This is a genomic window from Dorea sp. AM10-31 (assembly GCF_003435815.1).
In the GTDB taxonomy this organism is placed as follows: domain Bacteria; phylum Bacillota; class Clostridia; order Lachnospirales; family Lachnospiraceae; genus Dorea_D; species Dorea_D hominis.
This window is the reverse complement of sequence record NZ_QTUV01000001.1, coordinates 497,228-516,841: the sequence shown is the minus strand read 5'-3', so window position 1 is coordinate 516,841 and position 19,614 is coordinate 497,228. Positions and strand designations below refer to the sequence as shown.

Sequence of the window (19,614 nt, the reverse complement as noted above, 5' to 3'; positions counted from 1 at the left end):
ACTTTTGAAATAAGCGGACTATTACTCTTATATAGGGGAACGTCTGCTTTTCTAAATGAAAGGAGCAGAGAATGAAAGAATTATTGTATAAGAAATCAGAGGCAGTTGCCGCTTTAAACCGTGTGGATGGCTTCCATCCGATGGAACTGGCAAGAAAGATTGGAGAAGAAGGGCAGGAGGAGCAGCTTTATCTGGATGTGAAATACCGGAAGCTCTGGTTTCGTCTGGTCAATCCGGCAGGAAAGATCATTAGCCGGATTATCACTTTCACAGAGAATATGGCAGTTGTGGAAGCACGTATCTATCTGGATAAATGTGATCAGGAAGACAATTATGTAGCCAATTCCTTTTCACAGAAATTCCGGAGCGATGATCCGAAGTTTGGAGACAAATTTTTGGAAATGGCGGAAACAGCAGCCGTAGGAAGGGCATTATCGGATGCCGGATATGGTGTGCAGTTTGCGGATGTGGGAGAGGAAAATGATCCTGCACAGGTAGATGCCGGAATTCCATATCAGAATCCACAGATGCCGGATTCAGGTGCCATGGAAAATGCAGCCATGCCGGATTCGGGTGTCATGCCAAATGCCCCTATGCCAACTTATGGAGAGATGTCAGGTCAGCCGGAATATGCAGGCCAGCAGATGATGAATCAGTTCTATCAGCAGGCACAGGCGGCGGGAAGCACCATTTACCATGGCAGTGGACAAATGCCTGGCTACGGTTCCGCTCCGGCTGCCTCTACGCCGCCAAAGACCGGACAGATGCTGCAGGGAGCATTACAGAATCTGGATGTGTCCCTTCCGGTAGAAGAACTGATGAAACGCATGAACTATGAAATGGCAGTCGAGACTGTGATTCCGGGAAAGGGAAAATACGGCGGAAAGACCATGGGACAGGTGGCAGTTGAAAGCCCGTCAACGATCCAGTGGTTTGCCGAGCAATATTCCGGACCGAACAATCTGGTTCCGGTGGCAGCAAAGGTAATTTTACAAAAAGCAATGCCGATGGCTGGTTAAGGAAGAACCCCGCAGAGAGCTTTTTTCTGCGGGGGAAAGGAGGAATATACCGGGATGTATTATGATATGTCTGGGTTTGATTATGGAATACTGGATGTGGTGCAGGTGCTGCATCTCAGAAAGCGGCGGGGAAACTATTATGACTGCCCGTTTTGTGGAGAGACGCATGGAAAACTCAATATCAATGTGGAAAAGAATGTATTCCGGTGCAACCGCTGTGATGCGTCCGGGGGGATGCTGAAGCTTTATGCGGATTTGCACAATGTTACACTCTCCGAAGCAAATCAGCAGATCCGGGAAGCATTAGGAAAAGGAGAATACCGGACGGATTATATCAAAGCAACGCCGGTACAGGAAGAAAAGGCAACGGCAGAGCTTGCACCCATAGAGGAAATCCATCGGACGTATCAGAGAATGCTGTCCATGCTCACGCTTAACAGGAAGCATCAGGAGGATCTGCAAAGACGGGGATTAAAACCGGAACAGATCGAAGCACAGCGTTACCGGAGTGTCCCGCTGTTTGGAATGAAGAAGCTGGTCAAAAGGCTGGCAGAAGAAGGATATATGGTGAAAGGCGTGCCGGGATTCTACCGGGATACAGACGGAAACTGGACGATTAACTTCAAAGCAGAAAACTCAGGAATCCTGATTCCCATAGTTTCTTTGGACGGGTTCATCCAGGGTTTTCAGATCCGGGTAGATCATGTGACTGACACGAAAAAATATATCTGGCTGTCCAGTGTCAATTATGACCAGGGAGTTTCCTCCGGAAGTCCGGTACATGTGATCGGTGATCTTGCTGCAGAACGTGTCTATCTGACCGAAGGAGCCTTAAAAGGGACCATAGCCCATTATCTGTCCGGCGCTACCTTTGTGTGCGTTGCCGGAGTGAACCAGTACCGGAATCTGAAACCGGTGCTGGAGCGGATGAAAGGATATGGGATGAAACAGCTTTTGGAGGCGTATGACATGGATAAGAAGATGAAAGTAACCTGTAATCACCATGACAGTAAGTGTGCGGTCTGTTTTGAGCGTTCTCCTGTTATCTGCCGGCATAAGGCGGAGAAGCGGAGGATTATCCAGAACGGCTGCAATAAGGTCTATGAAATCTGCCGGGAGCTTTCCCTGCCGATGAACCGGATGGTCTGGGATATGGACGAGAACGGGGAGTGGAACGGGAAACTCAAGGGGATTGATGACTATTTAGCTGCCATCAAACAGAAGGAAGGAGCCGGAGCACAGACTTCGGCTCTTCCGAAAGGAGAACAATCATGAGAAAAAAAGGAAATACGGTGCTTGCAGGACTCATTATCTGCCTGTTGTTTGTTTTTCTCGCAGCGGCAGGAAAACTCTTTGGTGCTTATCTGAAGTATCAGAAAGGGGACGTAAGTTACGAGAAACTGCAGGAATATGTTCAGAAACCAGAGGAAGAAGAATCACCGGAGCCTGAGAAAGAGAAGGAGGAACCTCAGAGCAGGTATCTGGAAATTGACTTTGCAGGTTTAAAAGCGGTTAATCCGGATGTTATAGCGTGGATTCAGATTCTGGCACTGGACATTAGTTATCCGGTGGTACAGGGGAAAGATAATGCATATTATCTTCATCACCTTTTTTCAGGAGAATCCAATATCAATGGGAGCATCTTTGTGGATTGCCATAATCAGCCGGACTTTACGGATCAGAATACGATCGTGTACGGGCATAATATGAAAAACGGGAGCATGTTCGGAACTCTGGATAAGTACCAAGACCAAACGTTATTTGAACAGCATCCGGAGTTTTATATTTACCTGCCGGGAAAGATTCTCAAGTATCGTATCTTTTCCTGCTATGCGGGAAGAACCGGAAGTGAGGGATATAGGTATCATTTCCCGGAAGCGGAAGATTTTCAGATATTTCTGGATACGGTGTCTTCTTATGGGGATTATGATACCGGCACCGAGCTGTCGGTAACGGATCGGATAGTTACGCTGTCTACCTGTGTCAATTCCAGACGGAATTACCGCTATCTGGTACATGGAAAATTAAGCAGTGAGATCATCACTGAGGAATAAAAGAATCATGCTGGTGTGAGAAGAAATTTCTTATGCCAGCTTTTATTATGGGAGGAAATGTAATGGGAACAGAATTGGTTATGGAACATGCAAACGCCTGGCACAGATGATAGTCAGTGAAAAGGACAAGTTATTTGATGAAAGAGTGGAGGCTCTTGTAAAACTTTATAGAAGGGCGGAATTTTATCTGAAGCAGGGATTTCTGGAGAGCATCGTCTGCGAGTTCCATCAGAAGAAAGTGGAAATGATTATGCAGGCGGAAACAAAAGGAGAAATAACGGAAATACTGAAATTATCAAAACCGCATTTTGATGGGAACAAGTTTGTCTAGCAAAAGATATTTATTCTGGTGTTGCAAGTGCTGTTGGCAGACCTGAGAGAGTATCGGAGAGACTTGTATATCGTGAGATGGATTTGTCAGCACATAGATTGGAAAATATGCCAAAATGCAGAGTTATTTTTGAAAAATATACTGAATCATATCCTGAGAATTACGCAAGGAAGATCATATGGGCATATAAAAAATTACAGGTGGAGAGAGATAAGCCCTTTTATTGGTCAGATATTAGAGCGTTATCTGGCGTAAAAAAGCATAATTTTCAACTAGCTCGTCCATATTGCCGAAAAAACAATATCATTTTTATGTATAGCAATATTATCCATGAATTCTTTAGGATTATCATAAACATACAATTGGTTACAAGATTTTTTTAAACTTTCAACTATTGTATCAAAATACAGTTTTGTAGAAAATTCGAGGTTATTCGAATACAATGTGACTGTTTCATCTGCCTCTCTCGTATCACATAGTAATACAATGTTTTCATTGATTTTTTCCATAAATCTCCCTCCCTATTGATAGAAAACTCTAGATTATCTGCCATGTTTAAATGATTTTGGATTTGAAGGGTTAACATATAGAAAGATTTCATAGGAAGACTGTGAATACTCTAGTAACTATAGTCGATTTATAGTATTGTTTCCTGCAATGAGTAGAAGAAATCTGGGAATGTCAAAAGCGTATATAGAATTTAACAGTCAGGGAGTAGAGTAACTATGTCGAATAATTGTTCTTAATTATTATTATTATCCGTTATGGGAGATTAGGAAGATGTGCCTCAAGAATGGCTTTTGCTATCTAAATTGATCATTTTGAATTGAGAAATGATAGAAATACCAACGATGATAGAGATGGGGGATGGAATATTAAAATAAAAGGATTAGCTTTTCGCGTCACTTTTTGTTGATTAATGTGTCTATATATATAAAAGGGTTATAGTATTAGCCACTTAAAAATACATGCACTCTATGAATGGAAAGAAGAGTGCATGTATAAATAAAAAATTCATGTCCTAAAAACATATCAGTTATGTCCAAAAAGATGTAAAAAATAATATGCATGTTATAATTAAGAAAGACGCGAGGCAAGAAATTCTAATACATCCAGAATCTCTGCTTGCTTTTCAGGAGAGAACTTTTGGATGTTGATTTCTATTTTCTTGGAAATTAGAATGCTGTCATCTTTAGTATAGGTAAATACATCGCGGAGAACTTCTTGGCGTGTAACCTGAAGTGCATCTGCAATCTCACAAACGAAGTCCAAAGTGAGACTAGATGATCCATTTTCGATACGGCTCATGAAACTAGAAGAAATATGAAGTGTTTCAGCAAGTTTGGCTTGTGTAATGCCTTGAGATTTTCGTATTGTTTTGATTCGTTCTCCTGTTTTCATGATGAATCGTTCTCCTTTCGATAAATATATTGTACCAATAGTGATAGAAAAAATGAATTTACATATATGCAACATATTTACATATAGTAAAAACAACTATACTATAGAAGAAAAAGGGGTACAGTTGAATGTATAATGAAGTTGAAGTAAAAGCGATTTTAATTGCAGTACATAATATTGAGAATGTTGGGTTAAATAGTAAGAAAGTGCTGCTAAATAGTATCGAGTGGCTTAGATGCCAGTATGAGATTACGCAGGATGAATCTTTTTTAATAAAAGCTGTTTGGCATATCTACGCTTATTTGGAATTGGGATATCCATACATAAGCGGTGAACTTGAATTTAACAGAATTTTAAATTGTTTGCAGTTAGATATAAATACTGTATTTCCTAAAAAAGGATGGGCATATAAAAAAGTGGCATTGAAGAAATCAAATATAAATCAAATATTGGGAAGATGGCATCCACATTTTCAATCTATGAAGATTGAAGCAGCAATTCTTGATATTATAGATAAGGTGGAAAACAAAAAAATAGGGAGTTTTATATACCATTGTGGAAAAATGCTGGAGCAGAAGGATAATAAAGCATTATGGGAGAAAACGTTTGTCTTACGTGTTACAGAGGATGAGGCTGTCCTTCAAGATGTGAATAAGAGCAAATATTATATATTTGATGAGGTGTGCAGATGATTAAAATAGCAACAATTGAGGATGAAGAAAATATAAGACAAGAAATAGTTCGGTATATAAAAAAAGGGATCGGTAGTATCGAAGGAGTTGAAGTTGATGTATACGAATCAGCAGAGCGCTATTTGCTTGTTGGAGGAAGATATGACTTGGTTATTTCCGATATAGAACTTCCGGGGATCAGTGGTCTGGAATTAGGGAAAAGAATAAAAGAGAACAATCCGGATGTGTACCTCGTTTTTCTAACATCACACTCTGAGTTTGCGTCAGAGAGTTATATCATAGAAGCATATCAGTATATTTTGAAAAAGGATATAGAAGAGAGACTTTCACCATTGATTGAAAGAGTAGTTCATGAAATAAAAAAAGACTATGAAGAATATCGGTGGGTTGGCACTAACCAGAGAAAAATTAAAATATACCATAAAGATATTGTATGTATTCAAAAGATTAAAGGCTCAAAGTATGCAGAGTATATTACGGAAAATGGGAAGTATATGGAACGATTGTCTATGAATCAGATTCTTGAACAAATACACAGTAATGCTTTTATATTAGTGGATCGAGGACATGCAGTGAACGTAAATCATATTGTCAGAGTACGGGGGAATGTGATTCAGATGGATAACGGTGAAGAAATTACAGTTAGCCGGGTACAGAGTTCACAGGTGAAAGAAAAAATAACAGCGTATTGGAGAGCATTAAGATGAATCAGATCATTCTTTCAGGAATACAGATTACAATATCTATATGGGAAATGTGGATGTGTTATGAAATTTTATACATGACGGTATTAGATAAAAAATACGCTGACAAAAAGGAGACCATTATCCGATGGGCGAACATATTTGTTGTAGGAAGCTTGTTGGGAATTAATAGATTAATTGCTTTTTTTTCCAGAACAATGCTGGGGCTTGTAGTTATTTTAACTATCATGTGTATGTATGGGATAAAGAGAAAAAAAGTAGTGTTAAGTGCAGGAATAGTATTCGTTTATTTTGAATTTATTGCAATTCTGGATTTTATTTTAGCATTTATAAGTATGGAGTTTATAAAAGAGCAATTTGAGCATGTGATATATATATATGCTTTGACGTGGCAGAAAGTGCTTATATATTTTTTTACAAGAGGAATTATTCTATTAGGTATTGTGAATATAAAAAAAAGAGAAGAGAGCATACGCAGTATGATAGAACAATGCTGTGGAATTATAGTTATAACAGGGGCGTTACTATGTGCGGTACTTTTCAAATATCAGTTATGGTTAGATGAAATGGCAAATGGGAGTAAACCTATTCGGGGAATCAATGCAAGTATGAATCTATCAGCTATAAGTTTACTTATTGTTCTAAGCGGTATGTTTATAATCAAATATCAGGTGGTGAAACAAGAAAAAACGACACTTATATTGAGAGATCAGTTATTGGAAGAAAGATATGCAGAGATGCTGAAAAGCCGACAAATGATTCATGACATGAAAAATCATTTACTAGTGCTTCGAAATATGGAGAGAGCAAATCAGTGGGATAAATTACACGATTATCTGGAAGAAATAAGCAAAGATATCCTTGATGATTCAACAAAGATTTGGACAGGAAATAATATAGTGGATTTGATTTTAAATTCTAAGAAAAAGCAAGCAGATTCCGAAGGAATTGCTTTCAGTATTGGTAGCAACATGATTGGGGATGTTCCGTTTAAGGATGGGGAGACGATTTCACTGTTGGGTAATCTGCTGGATAATGCAATAGAAGCCTGTGAGAGAATAAAATCTACAGAAAAATGGGTGACTATAAGAATTAATAGAAGGTATTGTTTATTATATATAGAGATAGAAAATAGTATTGAAGAGCACCCAAAAGAAAAAAATCATCGGCTTATCTCATGTAAGTCAGAAAAGGAGGTACATGGATATGGGTTAAAAAACGTGCGGCAGATTGTAGACAGATATGATGGTACATATTCTTATCAGATTAAAGAAAACAGCTTTTTGACGTGTGTTTCTTTTTTTAGTAATGAGGATGTTTCATAAAAAAGAAAGGGGGGAATACCATGGAACACAGAGAAGAAATGAATTGTGGCGGAGATTTGTGCAAAGAAATGTTGGATGTTGGAGATGGACAAATTGCTGCGAGAAAGCAGTAGCCAAGAGATGATGGGTGGTACACATACGATTGGATGTACACATTTTCTGACACTTTATTGTTGTTAACATGTAAAAAAACAGATGTGATAGTTTAGATTAGCACATCTGTTTTTTTATATCAACATTTCCAAAGGAGAGTAAATATTATGTATGCTAATCGGAATATATAATCTTGTTTTAATGCTGCACTATTTTGTTAAAAAATGTCTATTTGGTAAAGATCTGAAAATTTATTTATAAAACAGTGAATTAGGACTGCTGTTTACTAAATCTGAAAAAGTTATGGTCAAAAAACACACTGTTATGGCCTAACAATTGAAAAGTACAAAATAAAACGATATGATGAAAAAATACAAAAAATGTTAGAAAAGACATTGCGAGGAGGGGAAATAGCCTTTATAAAGCAAACAGAATGGATACGTCAGCTGTAGCTGTTTGTAAGATTTAAGATAAGTGTTGTGAATGAAAAAATTAGTAATTATTAATTGAGAAATATAGTGAAGTGTTTCCCAAAAAGGAGAGTTGTAATATGGGAAAAAGAATTATTTGTGGATGTGTTGTGCTAGGGATAGTTGCGTGCTTGATAGGCTGTCAAAAAAGCGATAATTATGAGTTGATGAAAGAATCCAAACAGCAGGTGTTACCAATTTATGAAAAAAAAGATGCTGAAGTGCAAGGCGAAAAGTGTGCACTGGAAACTTTGCAAGATGTTTATAAATCTGATTATATATTAGAAGAATGGAAAATAGAGAAAATTGGAGAGCCGGGAGGTATTTTCTGTAATGATGAAGCAGTGCTTATTTCGGATAAAAAAACAGATTGCATTTTTGAAGTAGACTATGCGGGTAATATACTTAAAGAAGTTGGTGGAACTGGAAGTGGTGAAGGTGAATTTATATCTCCAAGTGCAATCACTATGTGCAACGAAAAAATTTATGTGCTGGATCAAGGAAATAATCGAATACAAGTATTGGATAAAGAACTTGATTATATTGAAGAAATAAAATTAAAAAATACACAATCAACAGATCCTAATTATATACCAGAAGTGCTTTCTGTAAATCAAGAGAGTATATATGTTACCGGTGTTTCTTTAGAAAATCCAGTAGTTGACAAGTATACAGATGGAAAGTTGAAAGAGATAGGAAGCAATTTTATAGGTTCTATTTATTCATGTAATAATCAGATTTATTTAATCAATTCTATGGTTAGATATTATGATGAAGCGAATGATAGTTTTGGAGCTTTAACATCTTGCCCGGAATGGCTTATGACTATTAAAGATAATAAATTAAAAAAATTATGTGAATTACCAGATGGACTTAATATATCTAGTTTTCTCTTAACAGATAGAGGTATTATTTGCGTTTCATGTGCTGGAGCAGCTGTTTATCGTTTGAGTGAGAATGGTAAATATGAGGAAACAATAACATATATTGATGGATTAGAGGATGAAGAAATACCCCAAATATCTATAAATGAAAAGGAAGAATATTTTATTGTAATGCCAAATGCAAGGAAGATTTTCAAATGCTTTAAGGGTGAGAATTGATAATGGATAGAGTCAATTATTTGTTTTATCAACTATTTCTTAAAATTAAATATGAAAAGAGAAGATATTTTTTATATGTTTTGTCTTTTTATGTAGGGCTATTATTGCCTACATGCTGCATTGCAAATACAAGGTCGGTTGAACAAGTTATTTATTATACTACTTTTAAAGGTATGGAAGATTCTTTTCAAGTAGACTGGCTTAGCAGAACCTTTAATACTATTAAATTAGATAAAGAGATTTCTTATTCTATAAGTGCATTTTATGAAGAATCTTTCCCAGAATGGGAGAACCAATATGTTTCAATAAAGGGAATTGATGAATCTTATTTTTATCCACTTCCAAAAATTGAAGGAAGAACATTTAGTAAAAAAGAACTACAAGAAGGGAAAGATGTATGTCTGATGAATAAACAATATGCGCGTATGCATGCGTGTGAAATTGGAGATATGATTCAAATCAGAGATAAAAGATTAAAAGTTATCGGATTAATAGATAATTCGGTTTATTCGGGGATGATTATACCTTATCAGACAATGCTTAATGTATATAAGGAGGAAAAGGATATACAGTTTTCAGGGACATTTTTTTGCGAAAATGAATTGCAAAAACAAAAAAGAATTGACGAGGTTATTGAACAAATAAAAGAAAAAGATAATCATGCAGATATATTAGGAGTTACAGAAGGAGAAGAATTATATAAAAATGCACTGTACACAAAGATTCAGTGGCGAATTGTTAGGGGAATGTGTGCTCTGGTAGCAATATTATTTTTCATGATTAACGAAACCATTGTGCTAATGGCAAAGGCAAAAAAAGAACGGAAAATCATGGGAATCAATTTGGCACTTGGTGCTACAGAAAGAGATATTAAATATTGTTTGTTTTTTGAAACATTGTTGGTGACTTTATTGGCAGTATTTTTAGTTATGATTACACTAAGACCATTAGCTAAATTAGCATCTTTGGAGCATATTATTATTTTGGACAGTATGGTTATAGTGGAAACAGTTATATTAGCAGTTTGGGCTTGTGAAATATTAACATGGATAATAGTTAGCAGAATTAAAAAAGAAAACATTGCAGATATGGTGAGGACAACGAGGGATATATAATGAAATATACTATTGCAAAAATGTTTCAAATATTGCGACATAATAGATGGGTTTCAATTCTTATGATTATTGAAATTGCACTTGGGATGAGTGTGTTTACATATTCTTTAAATATGTTTTTCTCATTGTCGCGTGAAAAAGAAAATCAAAAAAATCAAGAGAGGGATTTAGTTTTGGAAATTTCAGGTGGTGAAGGTATGAATGATATAGAAAAGCAAGCCTTTACACTGAAGGATTATGAAAAAGTGGACGAGATAACAGATGGTCAGACTTTTTTATATGTTGTATTGCCACAGTTCTATTCTTATAAAAATGAAAACTATGAATTCGTTATGATTTTAGTGGATTATAAAAAGCTTGATTTGAAAAATGGCTATACATATTGGGGAAATGGTCTTCAGGATATTATGAATTGTGAAATGAATCCCATCCCGCAGCTTGAAAAAAAGCAGATGCCCACCAAAATAGCAGAATTAAACTGGAAGACGGAAACAGATGAAATTAAGTTAAAAAAGTGTGTGGTAGCACCAATTACATATATGGAGCAGTATAAAGAGGAAATATCATCGGCAGCTATCCATGTGGAATGGAAAAAGAAGTATTTAAAAAATGAGGAAAAAACAATACAGAAAATAGAGACATATTTATATAATTCACATGACCAAAGTTTTCGTTATCGTATCTACTCTCCAGAAATAGAATTAAGGAATAATACAATAAAAGTGATGACATCCTTACAGGCAATAAATAAGGTAGCATTACTTTTTATGGCGGTTTTTTTGACTGGTATGATTGCTATTTATCAACTTCGATTCGAGCATAGAGAAGAATCATATGGAATTAGTCTGGCATATGGTGCACAATACAAGGAACTCTACTGGGAAATATTTTGTGAGATTTTATTATTAAACAGCATAGGAACGATCATAGGAATAGTCATTGGTTATTTGGTTACTTATTATGTGGATTTTGGAATTATGATCAGTGTAGTGAATGTGCAAGGGAGCTGGTACACATTTCTGAGTGCATATGGGCTGTGTGTAGTACTAAGTAGCTTTGTTTCGGTAATTACTTTTAGAAAACTAAAAAAGAAAAAAATTATTGAATTGCTGAATGTCTATTAGGTGGTGAATTACATGATTATGTTAAAGGGAATAGAAAAAACCTATTGTGGAAAAGAAATTAAGACTAAAGTATTAAAGGGGGTTGATTTGTCAATTTCTAAAGGAGAATTTGTTTGTATCTTTGGGGAATCCGGAAGTGGGAAATCTACATTGTTGAATATTTTAGGGTTATTGGACGATGCAACGATAGGAACTTATAAGTTAGACGGAGTAGATATTCGAAAGTTATCAAAAAAGGAAAGTGCATTTATCAGAAATCAAAAAATTGGATTTGTATTTCAGGCATACCATCTTATACCGGAATTAAATGCGTTAGAAAATCTGGTTGTTCCGTTAGGCTATGCCGGAATGCGGAAAAAAGAAAGAGAAAAAATAGCTTATGAGTTGCTTACGGAATTTGGTATAGATGATTTGGAAAAAAAACATGTCTCTCAAATGTCGGGAGGAGAACAGCAGCGTATAGCAATTATGAGAGCAATAATCAATAAACCACAGATATTGCTTGCAGATGAGCCAACAGGAAATCTTGATAAAGAAAATTCTCAAACCATAATGAATCTTTTTGAACGCTTAAATAAGCAAGGAATGACAATTGTTATGGTAACACATGATACTTCATTGGCGAAATATGGTACGAGAGTGGTCCGTGTGGAGGATGGTCGAATCATTGAAAAAGGGAAGGAAATCTTAAAATAAAACGATTATTCTAGTTGCTAATAGAAAGTGTGAAACATACGAATAAAAAAGTCAAAAAAAATACTGTTGAGAAAGAAGTGAATGTAGTATATGTATACTAATACTATTTGAAAAAGGCTGGGCATTCGGTATCTGCAATATGTAGAAGATATGTGCGGATTTTAGAAAAATTGCTGGATCAAGATGACGAATTTAAGCTTAAGTATAACAATATCAGAGATGAAAAAACAAATTTGACGTGTGATATCTGATGTTTAAGAAAGTGATGGCCTAAAATCGCACTGTTATGGCCAATGTATTGAAAAATAAAGCTGAAATAATATAATAATTAGAAAATGCGGAGTAAAACAATTATTACAACAATATTAAGTATGCTGGATATGAACGCAATTTATAAGATTGCCGAGTTTTACGCGGCAATCTTATTGTGTAATATATATTATTAGGTAGGGATTTAATATGTTTTATCACATAATCATGAAGAATTTTAAAAGCAATCTAAAGAATTACATACTTTTTTTCGTGAGCAATATTCTTGCGATTGCAGAGCTTTTTGCATTCTGGGGATTGAATGATGTGGTCAAGAAGGCTGTAAAAGATGGAGTGACTGCAGCAACGCTTAAGTCAGATTTCGTGCTTGCGGCAGGGCTTATTACATTTATTACGGTCTTCTTGATGATTTTTTCTATGAAATACTATATGAAGCTTCGTATTAAAGATTACACAACGTTTATTGTTCTTGGGATGAAAAAGAAAACATCGTATCTGCTCCTGTTAGTAGAGTATACGGTGGGATGTGTATTTTCTCTTGTGTTCGGAATTTTAATGGGAAACGGAATCTTATATGGAGCACAGACCGCACTTCATAAACTGTATCCGGAATTTCTTAAGGTGACAGCACCGGGATGGAAGATTTACCGGAATACCTGCGGGATGAGTGTTGCAAACATGACAGGTGTATTCCTGATCTTATTGGTCTGGATGGATGGAAGGAATCTAAGTACACTCATTTCAAAGAGTGAGTATAACGAGAAGCGTCCGGTCGGAAAGAAATGGATACTAATGGTATTGATCGGGATTGGCGTTCTGGTGTTAGGAGAAAACCAGTATCAGGGAAGTGACCTGTCATATATGTATTCCCACGTTATCTTTATTGTAGGGCTTTTTCTGGTGGCTGCATTTGGCGTGGCATTGATTCTGGAAGGGCTGAAGCATCGAAAACAGTTTTATCATCGGCATATTTTACAGATGAATCAATTGTACAGTAAATACATGAATAATCTGTTGATTCTGCTGATTCTGCTGGTCATTCATTTCTTTGCGCTTACATATCTGACGGTTGAAATTGCAGAGGTTCTTCCATTGGATAAGTATCGGGAAAACTATCCCTATGACATGGTGTGGATGGCAAAGGAGGAAGATGAAGCATTTGCGGAAAAACTGGTCAGAAAGTATGATGGAAATATGACAGAGCTTCCGATGATCCGGGTGACGACATATTATGGAGCACAGCATATAGGAGTTTCAGCTTCAGAATATGAGAAGCTGACCGGGAAAGATGTGAATCTGTCGGAGCGTGAAATTCTGGTGGGCATTGAGGATTCTGAGTATCAGAAAGAAAAAAAGATTACAGATGAGGATTATTTGAATACGTATAGTTTCTTATTCACAGGAAAGTATCAAGAAGATATGGCGGAGATTTCACACACAGATCCGCAGTACCTGTACGATATCAAGGACATATTTACCCAGAATGTGATCGGACAGTATTCTACAGATCAGTGGCATGAGAACATTATCGTGTTTTCGGATACATATTTTCAGAAGCAGTGGGAAGCGATGCGTGGAGATGATCAGGAGGCAACGGTATTAAGATTATTTACATTTTCGGGAAAACGTAAGGAAAATGCATGGAAGGAACTGTCGGAGTATCAGAAAGAATGTGGCGTAAAGAATGACAGCGATACGAGGATGGAGAGTTATCTCTACGGGACGGAGGAGTATCTGATCGGGCAGAAAATGCGTGTGTTGTTCAGCTTATCCAGTAAATTATTCCTGATGATGGCGCTATTTATCAGTGCATTCTTTGTGAATGGGATTAAGATATTGTCGGAACTTTCGGGATATGAGAGACGCTATGAGTTCCTGCGATGTATGGGCATGAAGCAGAAGCAGCGCAGGAAAACCATTCGCTTTGAAACCCAGATGTTGTCGGATATTGCTTTGTTTGCCACGGTAATGATGGGTATTGTATATGTGCTCTCTTATGAATGGCGGTGTGCATCAAAAGATGCCGGAAGTCTGGACGTAACATTTTGGATGTACTGGATTCTGATTGTTGGAATATATCTGTTGGCAGACCGGCTAGTACAATGGCTGTTTGCACAATATGTTATAAAGAGAGTAGAGAAGGGGAATGATTAGAATGAAAGTATTGGAAGTGGAAAATCTGATCCGGAATTACCGGAGGTCATCGCTCAAGAAGAGTGAAGAAGACGTGAAAGTGTTAAAAGGATTAAACTTTGCAGTAGAAGAGGGCGAATTTGTCGGAATCATGGGAAAATCTGGCTGCGGAAAGACAACACTGCTAAAGGTCCTCGGAATGATCGACAAGCAGACCGGCGGGACGGTACGGTTTATGGAAGAAGATGTCAGCGAAATCTACGGAGACCGGCTGGCGGATGTACGAAGAAAGCAGATCGGCTTTATATTTCAGGATTTTTATCTGATGGACAGTTTGTCCGTTGAGGAAAATATTATGCTTCCGATGATCCTTGGCAGGGAGAAGGAAAGTGTCATGACAAAGGCGGCACAGGAGTACGCAGAAAAATTTCTGATTTCCCATTTGGTGAAAAAGAATCCTTATGAATTATCCGGCGGTGAGAAACAGCGTGTGGCAATCTGCAGGGCGCTCATTAACGATCCGGATCTGGTGCTTGCGGATGAGCCGACGGGTAATCTGGATTCCAAGTCGGGTAAGATCGTGATTGATGCGCTGACACAGATTAACCGTGAATTTAAGAAAACCATTGTTATGGTTACCCACGATCCGCAGATGGCAAGCTACTGCAGCAGAATCATCTTGCTAAAAGACGGGCTGATTCTGGATACTTTGAAGCGTGGAGAAAGCCAGGAAGCATTTTATCAGGAGATTATTGGACGGATGGCGGAATTATAGATGAATAGTAAATATTATAAGAATGTTTTGAAAAAAAGGATTGGATATTTAGTGCTATTAGTTTGTGTTATAGCTATAGGGGCAATTTCCTGTAATTCAAATTCTTATTTGATAATATGTTCATTATACTGTGTTTTACCAATGATATCAACGATATGGAAGTATACAGGAAGAAAAATTATGGAAATAGTCCTTAAAAAGTTGCACTTTAAGTATCTCCTACGTACAGAATAAGTATCAAGTACAAAGGAGTGAATGTAGCATGATAAAAAAAATAAGAGTAGCCGTGGATCACGGAAACCGGAACATGAAAACCTGTAATTTTGTATTTACCACTGGACTGACAGAACAGGACAAAAAGCCTGCCAGGGGTGAGAAGTATCTGAAATATCAGGGCAAGTATTATACCCTCAGTGAGAAACGGATTCCTTACCAGAGGGATAAGACGCAGGACAGCCGGAACCGGTTCTGGATTCTGACGTTATTTGCCATTGCGATGGAGCTGGAACAGAAAGCGCAGATCCAGCCGGAGGATGTCATTCAGGTGGAACTTCCGATTGGGCTTCCGCCGAAGCATTTTGCAGAGCTTTGTGAGAGATATGAACGCTATTTCAAAGGGGACGGGAAGGTGCAAGAACTATGCTTCAACGATAAAGGCTATCACCTCTGTATTCAGAATGTAATGGCGTTTCCGCAGGATTATGCAGCCATGATGACGAGGATGACGGAAATCCGTGAGATTCCGAAAGTCGTAGGGATTGATATTGGCGGATTTACTTCTGATTATCTTCTGATGAGAAGTGGCAGACCGGATATGGATTATTGTGATTCTCTGGAAAAAGGTGTGATTACCATGTATAACGATATCATTTCCAGTATTAACAGTGAATATGACATGCTTCTGGAGGAGGCAGATATCGACAGTATCATCAAGGGAAAAACGCAGTATTATGAGGAAGCTGTTGTACAGGCAGTAGAAACCATGGTTCAGAATTTTGTTACCGATCTTCTGAACAGCATCCGAGAGCGGGGCATTGATACAAAATCTACTTATACGGTGTTTATCGGCGGCGGAGCAGTGCTTCTGGAACGATTTCTGGAGCAGGCAGACCGGTTGGGAAAACATACCTTTATCCGGGATATGAAAGCAAATGCCGATGGATATGATCTTTTGTATCGCATGACACAGGCTGGAGTGTGATTTTATGGGAAAGAAAAATCCGTTTGTATTCACTATTGGTTTTGATAAGTCGGACCCAGATCATGTGTATGTGACAGAACTTCTGAATACGACAGAGAAAAAAGCAAAACTGATCGTTGCAGCAATTCTGGCATATACGGGAAGAACGGATGAGACAGGTAATGGCAGTATAAGCATGGAACCGGATATGCTCCGGCCAATGATGCAGCAAATCATCCGGGAAGAAGTAAGAAAGGTATTGGAAGGGCAGGACGTTTCTAAGATAAATAGAGAAATGCCCACAGAAGTTGATTTGATGGAAGAAGAACCGCTGCGGATGGATCAGACTATGAGACAGAATGTAGTGGATGCTATCAGTGCATTTCGCAGGGCATAAAAAAGCAGGAGAGATACACATGCTTATGGCAGTGTACTCTCCTGTTCTTTGTATCAGAATGGGAATAGACAGAAAACTCACAGACTATTCACAGATTACTCACAGATTGTCTTTGTATAATGTGTAGATGATGAAGGATACGGGAGAGCCTTAACTTAGGTTCTTGAATCCATCCAGAAGTCCACGCAGTGTAGAAAGGGCAAGCTGTTTCTGCTCCTCCGGGCAGGAATTTAGTTCTGCCATGATTTGCTGCATGGTAGAATCCGGGTTCGTTTTCTGGTTAGAAAATATAGCATCTATGGAAATATGTAAGTAAGTTGCCAGGGCATAAAGTGTTTCCAACTGTGGATTGCCAATATAGTTTTCAATATCAGAGACAGTCCGTAAAGAAATCTTTGCCTGTTCCGCAAGGCTGTTTTGCGAAAGATTGCGGCGGAGACGTTCTTCCCTGACTGCATCTCCCAATAATTTTTTCACCATCTATATCACCTCACTTAATGCATATATTTTATCGTAGATTAACACTATACGAAATGCGTTAAAGTGCGTTATGATAAGCAGGATAACACATACACAAATAGAGAAACATGGAAGTAAGTACGACAGACATGAATGGACAGCATAAGATAAAAGCCAAAGAGGAACTGAATCTGTTAAAAAAATCTTATCCATAGAATGTTTCGGAGAGAAGTTAAAATATGCAGCATATGAGATACTATCATCGCATATCCTACACAATCACATAGAAAGAGAAGTATCGGCTGGACTACGAATAGAGTGGTCCAGCCTTTCTTTTTTTCGAAAAAATGAAGGCAGTGTCACGTTTTGTTGCCGCTCACCGCCATCCTCGGAATTTTTTGGAACGTGATAAAAAATTTCGGAGGATAAAACAAATGAACAAAAATACATATACAGGATCAAAGATACAAAATCACTTTACAGCATATCTGATACAGTTTGTCCGTGGAAAACGACATGATTATCTGGAGAAGAAAATCCAGATGGCTGATGCAGAAGAACTGCTGGAGGATATTGGACAGATGGAGGCAAGAATTATAATCGAAGAATTGCTGGAGAACCAAACGAGGGAGCAGCTTTTATTGCAGGAGGCACAGGGGAAATATCCGGAATGGAATAAGATGTCAGATGAAAGATTGATGAAAGCCCTTCATACATTGCGGGATGAAGAAAGGAAGCTGATTTACCAGCATGTGTTTGAAGAACGTACTTTTGAGGAAATGAGCGGGCTAAATGGGTTATCAGAGGAACGATGCAAGGGTATTTACTATTATGCAATCCGGAAGATCCGCAAGGTGATGGGAGGTGAAAACTAATGAATTTTGAACGATTACTTTTACAGGCAAAAGAAGGAAATGCAGATGCGGTATTGGAGATTTTAGAGATATATAAGCCGCTTTTAATTAAGAATGCGATTGTGAATGGCAGATTTGATGAAGATCTGTATCAGGAACTGGTAAGTACATTGCTTCAGTGTATCCAGAGATTCCAGATAATTGAGTAAGTTATCTTAAACAAAGGCTTCAATCACTCTCAGGGGAGTAACATCCTCTGGGAGTGATTGTTTTTTGAAGGGTGATATTGCCTCAGTTCGAAGCGGCAGACGGTGTTGATCTATTATGTTGAAGGACATTAGCATGGAGGCTTGTAAGCAGTATTTCAATACCAAGTATGTCCGACTCCCTGATCTGCTTATTGATCTGGAGACAGAATGGACAGATGGTAACTACAAAAAAGTCATGGCGAAGTATGCCAATCCAGTTGTTCTGATCTTGGATGAGAGGCTTCTATTGAAACCAACGAATTCAGAACAAAGGGACATCTTCGAACTGCTTCATAGGAGACGTAAGAAATCTTCAACGATTTTCTGTTCCCAGTATGCATTCGAGGAATGGTATGAGCAGCTCGGCGGTGGTGACAGTCCTCTGGCAGATGCAATCATTGACTGTATTGCCCACGACAGCTATCGAATAAATATCACAAGCATTGATGCTGAACATGATAGATACATGTGGTTGCCAATGATTGGAGTATTGTAGTCGTTGATAAGAGTTCGGTATTCGTGGTGGTAGACACTTGTTTTAAATCAAGATCAAAATCTTCAAAATTACTCATAATAAAACCTCCTTTGATATTCACGTTTACTATATATTAAAAACGCAACAAAATAGCAGAAAAATCAATAGAAAATTTGAAAAAAGATTATATAATTGTTGTGTTAAAGTATAAAAATGTATATAATTAAGAAAAATACTATCTAATATTTGAGAATAGATTTTTCGGCAGAATATATGTATTTGTTTAGTCTGGTATATAGTATATTACAAAAGGAAAGAAGATATGAAAACGATAATTGAGGATTATATAGAAAATATAGTTACAAATCATATGAATATAATAAGGAAAAATCAATGTGCGGACTTGCTATTATTTTGCGTTGATATATTGATTAACAATAGCGAAAATAATAATTACGAAAAAGATTTAAATCATATAATAAGTGAAATTCTTTTATTAATGAAAAATAGTCCGGAAAGGTGTGCATTTCTTCTTAAGGCAGGAATGGATAACAAGAGAACGAAATATGAGACAAACGATTATAAGTCATCGAAATTGTATTTTCAATGACGAGTATACAAATGATTATTCAATCCTATCTGGAGAAAGTGGAACGATATTGACATTGATTAATGGAATATATTTAAGTAAAGAAT

Annotated in this window: 20 protein-coding genes and 1 pseudogene; 18 read left to right on the top strand and 3 right to left on the bottom strand. The window is 37.4% G+C overall.

What is annotated here, in order from left to right; all coding sequences use genetic code 11:
• The first annotated feature begins 71 nt into the window (after positions 1 to 71).
• Genes DW125_RS02615 through srtB form a run of 3 tightly spaced genes read left to right on the top strand, consistent with a single transcriptional unit; the run spans position 72 to position 3,073 of the window.
• Complete coding sequence (locus DW125_RS02615; protein ID WP_117537026.1) at positions 72 to 1,019, top strand: hypothetical protein; 948 nt, start codon at positions 72 to 74, stop codon at positions 1,017 to 1,019.
• Positions 1,020 to 1,073: 54 nt separating this feature from the next.
• Complete coding sequence (locus tag DW125_RS02610; RefSeq protein WP_117537025.1) at positions 1,074 to 2,294, top strand: CHC2 zinc finger domain-containing protein; 1,221 nt, start codon at positions 1,074 to 1,076, stop codon at positions 2,292 to 2,294.
• Entirely contained in the window at positions 2,291 to 3,073 is a 783-nt protein-coding gene (srtB, locus tag DW125_RS02605; protein WP_117537024.1) for a class B sortase, read from the top strand. Before DW125_RS02610 ends, srtB begins: the two co-directional genes overlap by 4 nt.
• Positions 3,074 to 3,676: 603 nt before the next feature.
• Here srtB and DW125_RS02595 read toward each other — a convergent pair.
• Positions 3,677 to 3,913, bottom strand: a complete 237-nt coding sequence (locus DW125_RS02595; protein WP_117537023.1) for a hypothetical protein — start codon at positions 3,911 to 3,913, stop codon at positions 3,677 to 3,679.
• A 568-nt stretch (positions 3,914 to 4,481) separates the two neighbouring features.
• Positions 4,482 to 4,805 carry a helix-turn-helix domain-containing protein gene (locus DW125_RS02590; protein WP_158549878.1) on the bottom strand — a complete coding sequence of 108 codons (324 nt, stop codon included), beginning with the start codon at positions 4,803 to 4,805 and terminating at the stop codon, positions 4,482 to 4,484.
• 128 nt (positions 4,806 to 4,933) lie between these two features.
• Here DW125_RS02590 and DW125_RS02585 point away from each other — a divergent pair, with 128 nt between their 5' ends.
• The 11 genes from DW125_RS02585 to DW125_RS02535 all read left to right on the top strand — a co-directional run bounded on the left by DW125_RS02585 (position 4,934) and on the right by DW125_RS02535 (position 16,882).
• Positions 4,934 to 5,497 (top strand): hypothetical protein, encoded by a 564-nt coding sequence (locus DW125_RS02585; protein ID WP_117537021.1) that lies wholly within the window; start codon positions 4,934 to 4,936, stop codon positions 5,495 to 5,497.
• Positions 5,494 to 6,204, top strand: a complete 711-nt coding sequence (locus DW125_RS02580) for a LytR/AlgR family response regulator transcription factor (protein WP_117537020.1) — start codon at positions 5,494 to 5,496, stop codon at positions 6,202 to 6,204. Before DW125_RS02585 ends, DW125_RS02580 begins: the two co-directional genes overlap by 4 nt.
• On the top strand, positions 6,201 to 7,526 hold the full coding sequence (locus tag DW125_RS02575; RefSeq protein ID WP_117537019.1) for a sensor histidine kinase: 1,326 nt from the start codon (positions 6,201 to 6,203) through the stop codon (positions 7,524 to 7,526). The genes DW125_RS02580 and DW125_RS02575 overlap by 4 nt, the downstream gene beginning before the upstream one ends.
• Before the next feature lie 643 nt (positions 7,527 to 8,169).
• The gene (locus DW125_RS02570; protein ID WP_117537018.1) at positions 8,170 to 9,192 is read left to right on the top strand and encodes a 6-bladed beta-propeller; all 1,023 of its coding nucleotides are present in this window, start codon (positions 8,170 to 8,172) and stop codon (positions 9,190 to 9,192) included.
• Between the two features lie 2 nt (positions 9,193 to 9,194).
• The gene (locus tag DW125_RS02565; RefSeq protein ID WP_117537017.1) at positions 9,195 to 10,307 is read left to right on the top strand and encodes an ABC transporter permease; all 1,113 of its coding nucleotides are present in this window, start codon (positions 9,195 to 9,197) and stop codon (positions 10,305 to 10,307) included.
• Positions 10,307 to 11,431: an FtsX-like permease family protein gene (locus DW125_RS02560; RefSeq protein WP_055181727.1), complete on the top strand. Its 1,125-nt coding sequence runs from the start codon at positions 10,307 to 10,309 to the stop codon at positions 11,429 to 11,431. Before DW125_RS02565 ends, DW125_RS02560 begins: the two co-directional genes overlap by 1 nt.
• A gap of 12 nt (positions 11,432 to 11,443) precedes the next feature.
• On the top strand, positions 11,444 to 12,127 hold the full coding sequence (locus DW125_RS02555; RefSeq protein WP_055181728.1) for an ABC transporter ATP-binding protein: 684 nt from the start codon (positions 11,444 to 11,446) through the stop codon (positions 12,125 to 12,127).
• 459 nt (positions 12,128 to 12,586) lie between these two features.
• Positions 12,587 to 14,551 carry an ABC transporter permease gene (locus DW125_RS02550; protein ID WP_055181729.1) on the top strand — a complete coding sequence of 655 codons (1,965 nt, stop codon included), beginning with the start codon at positions 12,587 to 12,589 and terminating at the stop codon, positions 14,549 to 14,551.
• Positions 14,544 to 15,305, top strand: coding sequence for an ABC transporter ATP-binding protein (locus DW125_RS02545; RefSeq protein WP_117537016.1), 762 nt, complete (start codon positions 14,544 to 14,546; stop codon positions 15,303 to 15,305). The genes DW125_RS02550 and DW125_RS02545 overlap by 8 nt, the downstream gene beginning before the upstream one ends.
• A 262-nt stretch (positions 15,306 to 15,567) precedes the next feature.
• A complete protein-coding gene (locus DW125_RS02540; protein WP_173477503.1) occupies positions 15,568 to 16,506 on the top strand; it encodes a ParM/StbA family protein in 939 nt (312 codons plus the stop codon).
• Between the two features lie 4 nt (positions 16,507 to 16,510).
• The gene (locus DW125_RS02535; protein ID WP_005333400.1) at positions 16,511 to 16,882 is read left to right on the top strand and encodes a hypothetical protein; all 372 of its coding nucleotides are present in this window, start codon (positions 16,511 to 16,513) and stop codon (positions 16,880 to 16,882) included.
• 150 nt (positions 16,883 to 17,032) lie between these two features.
• Here DW125_RS02535 and DW125_RS02530 read toward each other — a convergent pair whose 3' ends face one another.
• Positions 17,033 to 17,362 carry a helix-turn-helix transcriptional regulator gene (locus tag DW125_RS02530; protein ID WP_005333402.1) on the bottom strand — a complete coding sequence of 110 codons (330 nt, stop codon included), beginning with the start codon at positions 17,360 to 17,362 and terminating at the stop codon, positions 17,033 to 17,035.
• A gap of 413 nt (positions 17,363 to 17,775) precedes the next feature.
• Here DW125_RS02530 and DW125_RS02525 point away from each other — a divergent pair, with 413 nt between their 5' ends.
• The 4 genes and pseudogenes from DW125_RS02525 to DW125_RS02510 all read left to right on the top strand — a co-directional run bounded on the left by DW125_RS02525 (position 17,776) and on the right by DW125_RS02510 (position 19,528).
• Positions 17,776 to 18,216 (top strand): sigma factor-like helix-turn-helix DNA-binding protein, encoded by a 441-nt coding sequence (locus DW125_RS02525; RefSeq protein ID WP_330411772.1) that lies wholly within the window; start codon positions 17,776 to 17,778, stop codon positions 18,214 to 18,216.
• Entirely contained in the window at positions 18,216 to 18,404 is a 189-nt protein-coding gene (locus DW125_RS02520; RefSeq protein ID WP_055181733.1) for a helix-turn-helix domain-containing protein, read from the top strand. The genes DW125_RS02525 and DW125_RS02520 overlap by 1 nt, the downstream gene beginning before the upstream one ends.
• 133 nt (positions 18,405 to 18,537) lie before the next feature.
• A pseudogene (locus DW125_RS02515) lies at positions 18,538 to 18,939 on the top strand (ATP-binding protein); the annotation flags it as partial.
• Between the two features lie 301 nt (positions 18,940 to 19,240).
• Positions 19,241 to 19,528, top strand: a complete 288-nt coding sequence (locus DW125_RS02510; RefSeq protein WP_117537014.1) for a hypothetical protein — start codon at positions 19,241 to 19,243, stop codon at positions 19,526 to 19,528.
• Positions 19,529 to 19,614: the final 86 nt, after the last annotated feature.

What these genes read in the sequence shown, in the direction of transcription:
- DW125_RS02615 (WP_117537026.1), top strand. Translation starts at nt 72, where the DNA reads ATGAAAGAATTATTGTATAAGAAATCAGAGGCAGTTGCCGCTTTAAAC.
- DW125_RS02585 (WP_117537021.1), top strand. Translation starts at nt 4,934, where the DNA reads ATGTATAATGAAGTTGAAGTAAAAGCGATTTTAATTGCAGTACATAAT.
- DW125_RS02575 (WP_117537019.1), top strand. Translation starts at nt 6,201, where the DNA reads ATGAATCAGATCATTCTTTCAGGAATACAGATTACAATATCTATATGG.
- DW125_RS02555 (WP_055181728.1), top strand. Translation starts at nt 11,444, where the DNA reads ATGATTATGTTAAAGGGAATAGAAAAAACCTATTGTGGAAAAGAAATT.
- DW125_RS02560 (WP_055181727.1), top strand. Translation starts at nt 10,307, where the DNA reads ATGAAATATACTATTGCAAAAATGTTTCAAATATTGCGACATAATAGA.
- DW125_RS02550 (WP_055181729.1), top strand. Translation starts at nt 12,587, where the DNA reads ATGTTTTATCACATAATCATGAAGAATTTTAAAAGCAATCTAAAGAAT.
- DW125_RS02565 (WP_117537017.1), top strand. Translation starts at nt 9,195, where the DNA reads ATGGATAGAGTCAATTATTTGTTTTATCAACTATTTCTTAAAATTAAA.
- DW125_RS02580 (WP_117537020.1), top strand. Translation starts at nt 5,494, where the DNA reads ATGATTAAAATAGCAACAATTGAGGATGAAGAAAATATAAGACAAGAA.
- DW125_RS02510 (WP_117537014.1), top strand. Translation starts at nt 19,241, where the DNA reads ATGAAAACGATAATTGAGGATTATATAGAAAATATAGTTACAAATCAT.
- DW125_RS02525 (WP_330411772.1), top strand. Translation starts at nt 17,776, where the DNA reads ATGAACAAAAATACATATACAGGATCAAAGATACAAAATCACTTTACA.
- DW125_RS02610 (WP_117537025.1), top strand. Translation starts at nt 1,074, where the DNA reads ATGTATTATGATATGTCTGGGTTTGATTATGGAATACTGGATGTGGTG.
- DW125_RS02535 (WP_005333400.1), top strand. Translation starts at nt 16,511, where the DNA reads ATGGGAAAGAAAAATCCGTTTGTATTCACTATTGGTTTTGATAAGTCG.
- srtB (WP_117537024.1), top strand. Translation starts at nt 2,291, where the DNA reads ATGAGAAAAAAAGGAAATACGGTGCTTGCAGGACTCATTATCTGCCTG.
- DW125_RS02530 (WP_005333402.1), bottom strand. Translation starts at nt 17,362, where the DNA reads ATGGTGAAAAAATTATTGGGAGATGCAGTCAGGGAAGAACGTCTCCGC.
- DW125_RS02570 (WP_117537018.1), top strand. Translation starts at nt 8,170, where the DNA reads ATGGGAAAAAGAATTATTTGTGGATGTGTTGTGCTAGGGATAGTTGCG.
- DW125_RS02590 (WP_158549878.1), bottom strand. Translation starts at nt 4,805, where the DNA reads ATGAAAACAGGAGAACGAATCAAAACAATACGAAAATCTCAAGGCATT.
- DW125_RS02595 (WP_117537023.1), bottom strand. Translation starts at nt 3,913, where the DNA reads ATGGAAAAAATCAATGAAAACATTGTATTACTATGTGATACGAGAGAG.
- DW125_RS02540 (WP_173477503.1), top strand. Translation starts at nt 15,568, where the DNA reads ATGATAAAAAAAATAAGAGTAGCCGTGGATCACGGAAACCGGAACATG.
- DW125_RS02545 (WP_117537016.1), top strand. Translation starts at nt 14,544, where the DNA reads ATGATTAGAATGAAAGTATTGGAAGTGGAAAATCTGATCCGGAATTAC.
- DW125_RS02520 (WP_055181733.1), top strand. Translation starts at nt 18,216, where the DNA reads ATGAATTTTGAACGATTACTTTTACAGGCAAAAGAAGGAAATGCAGAT.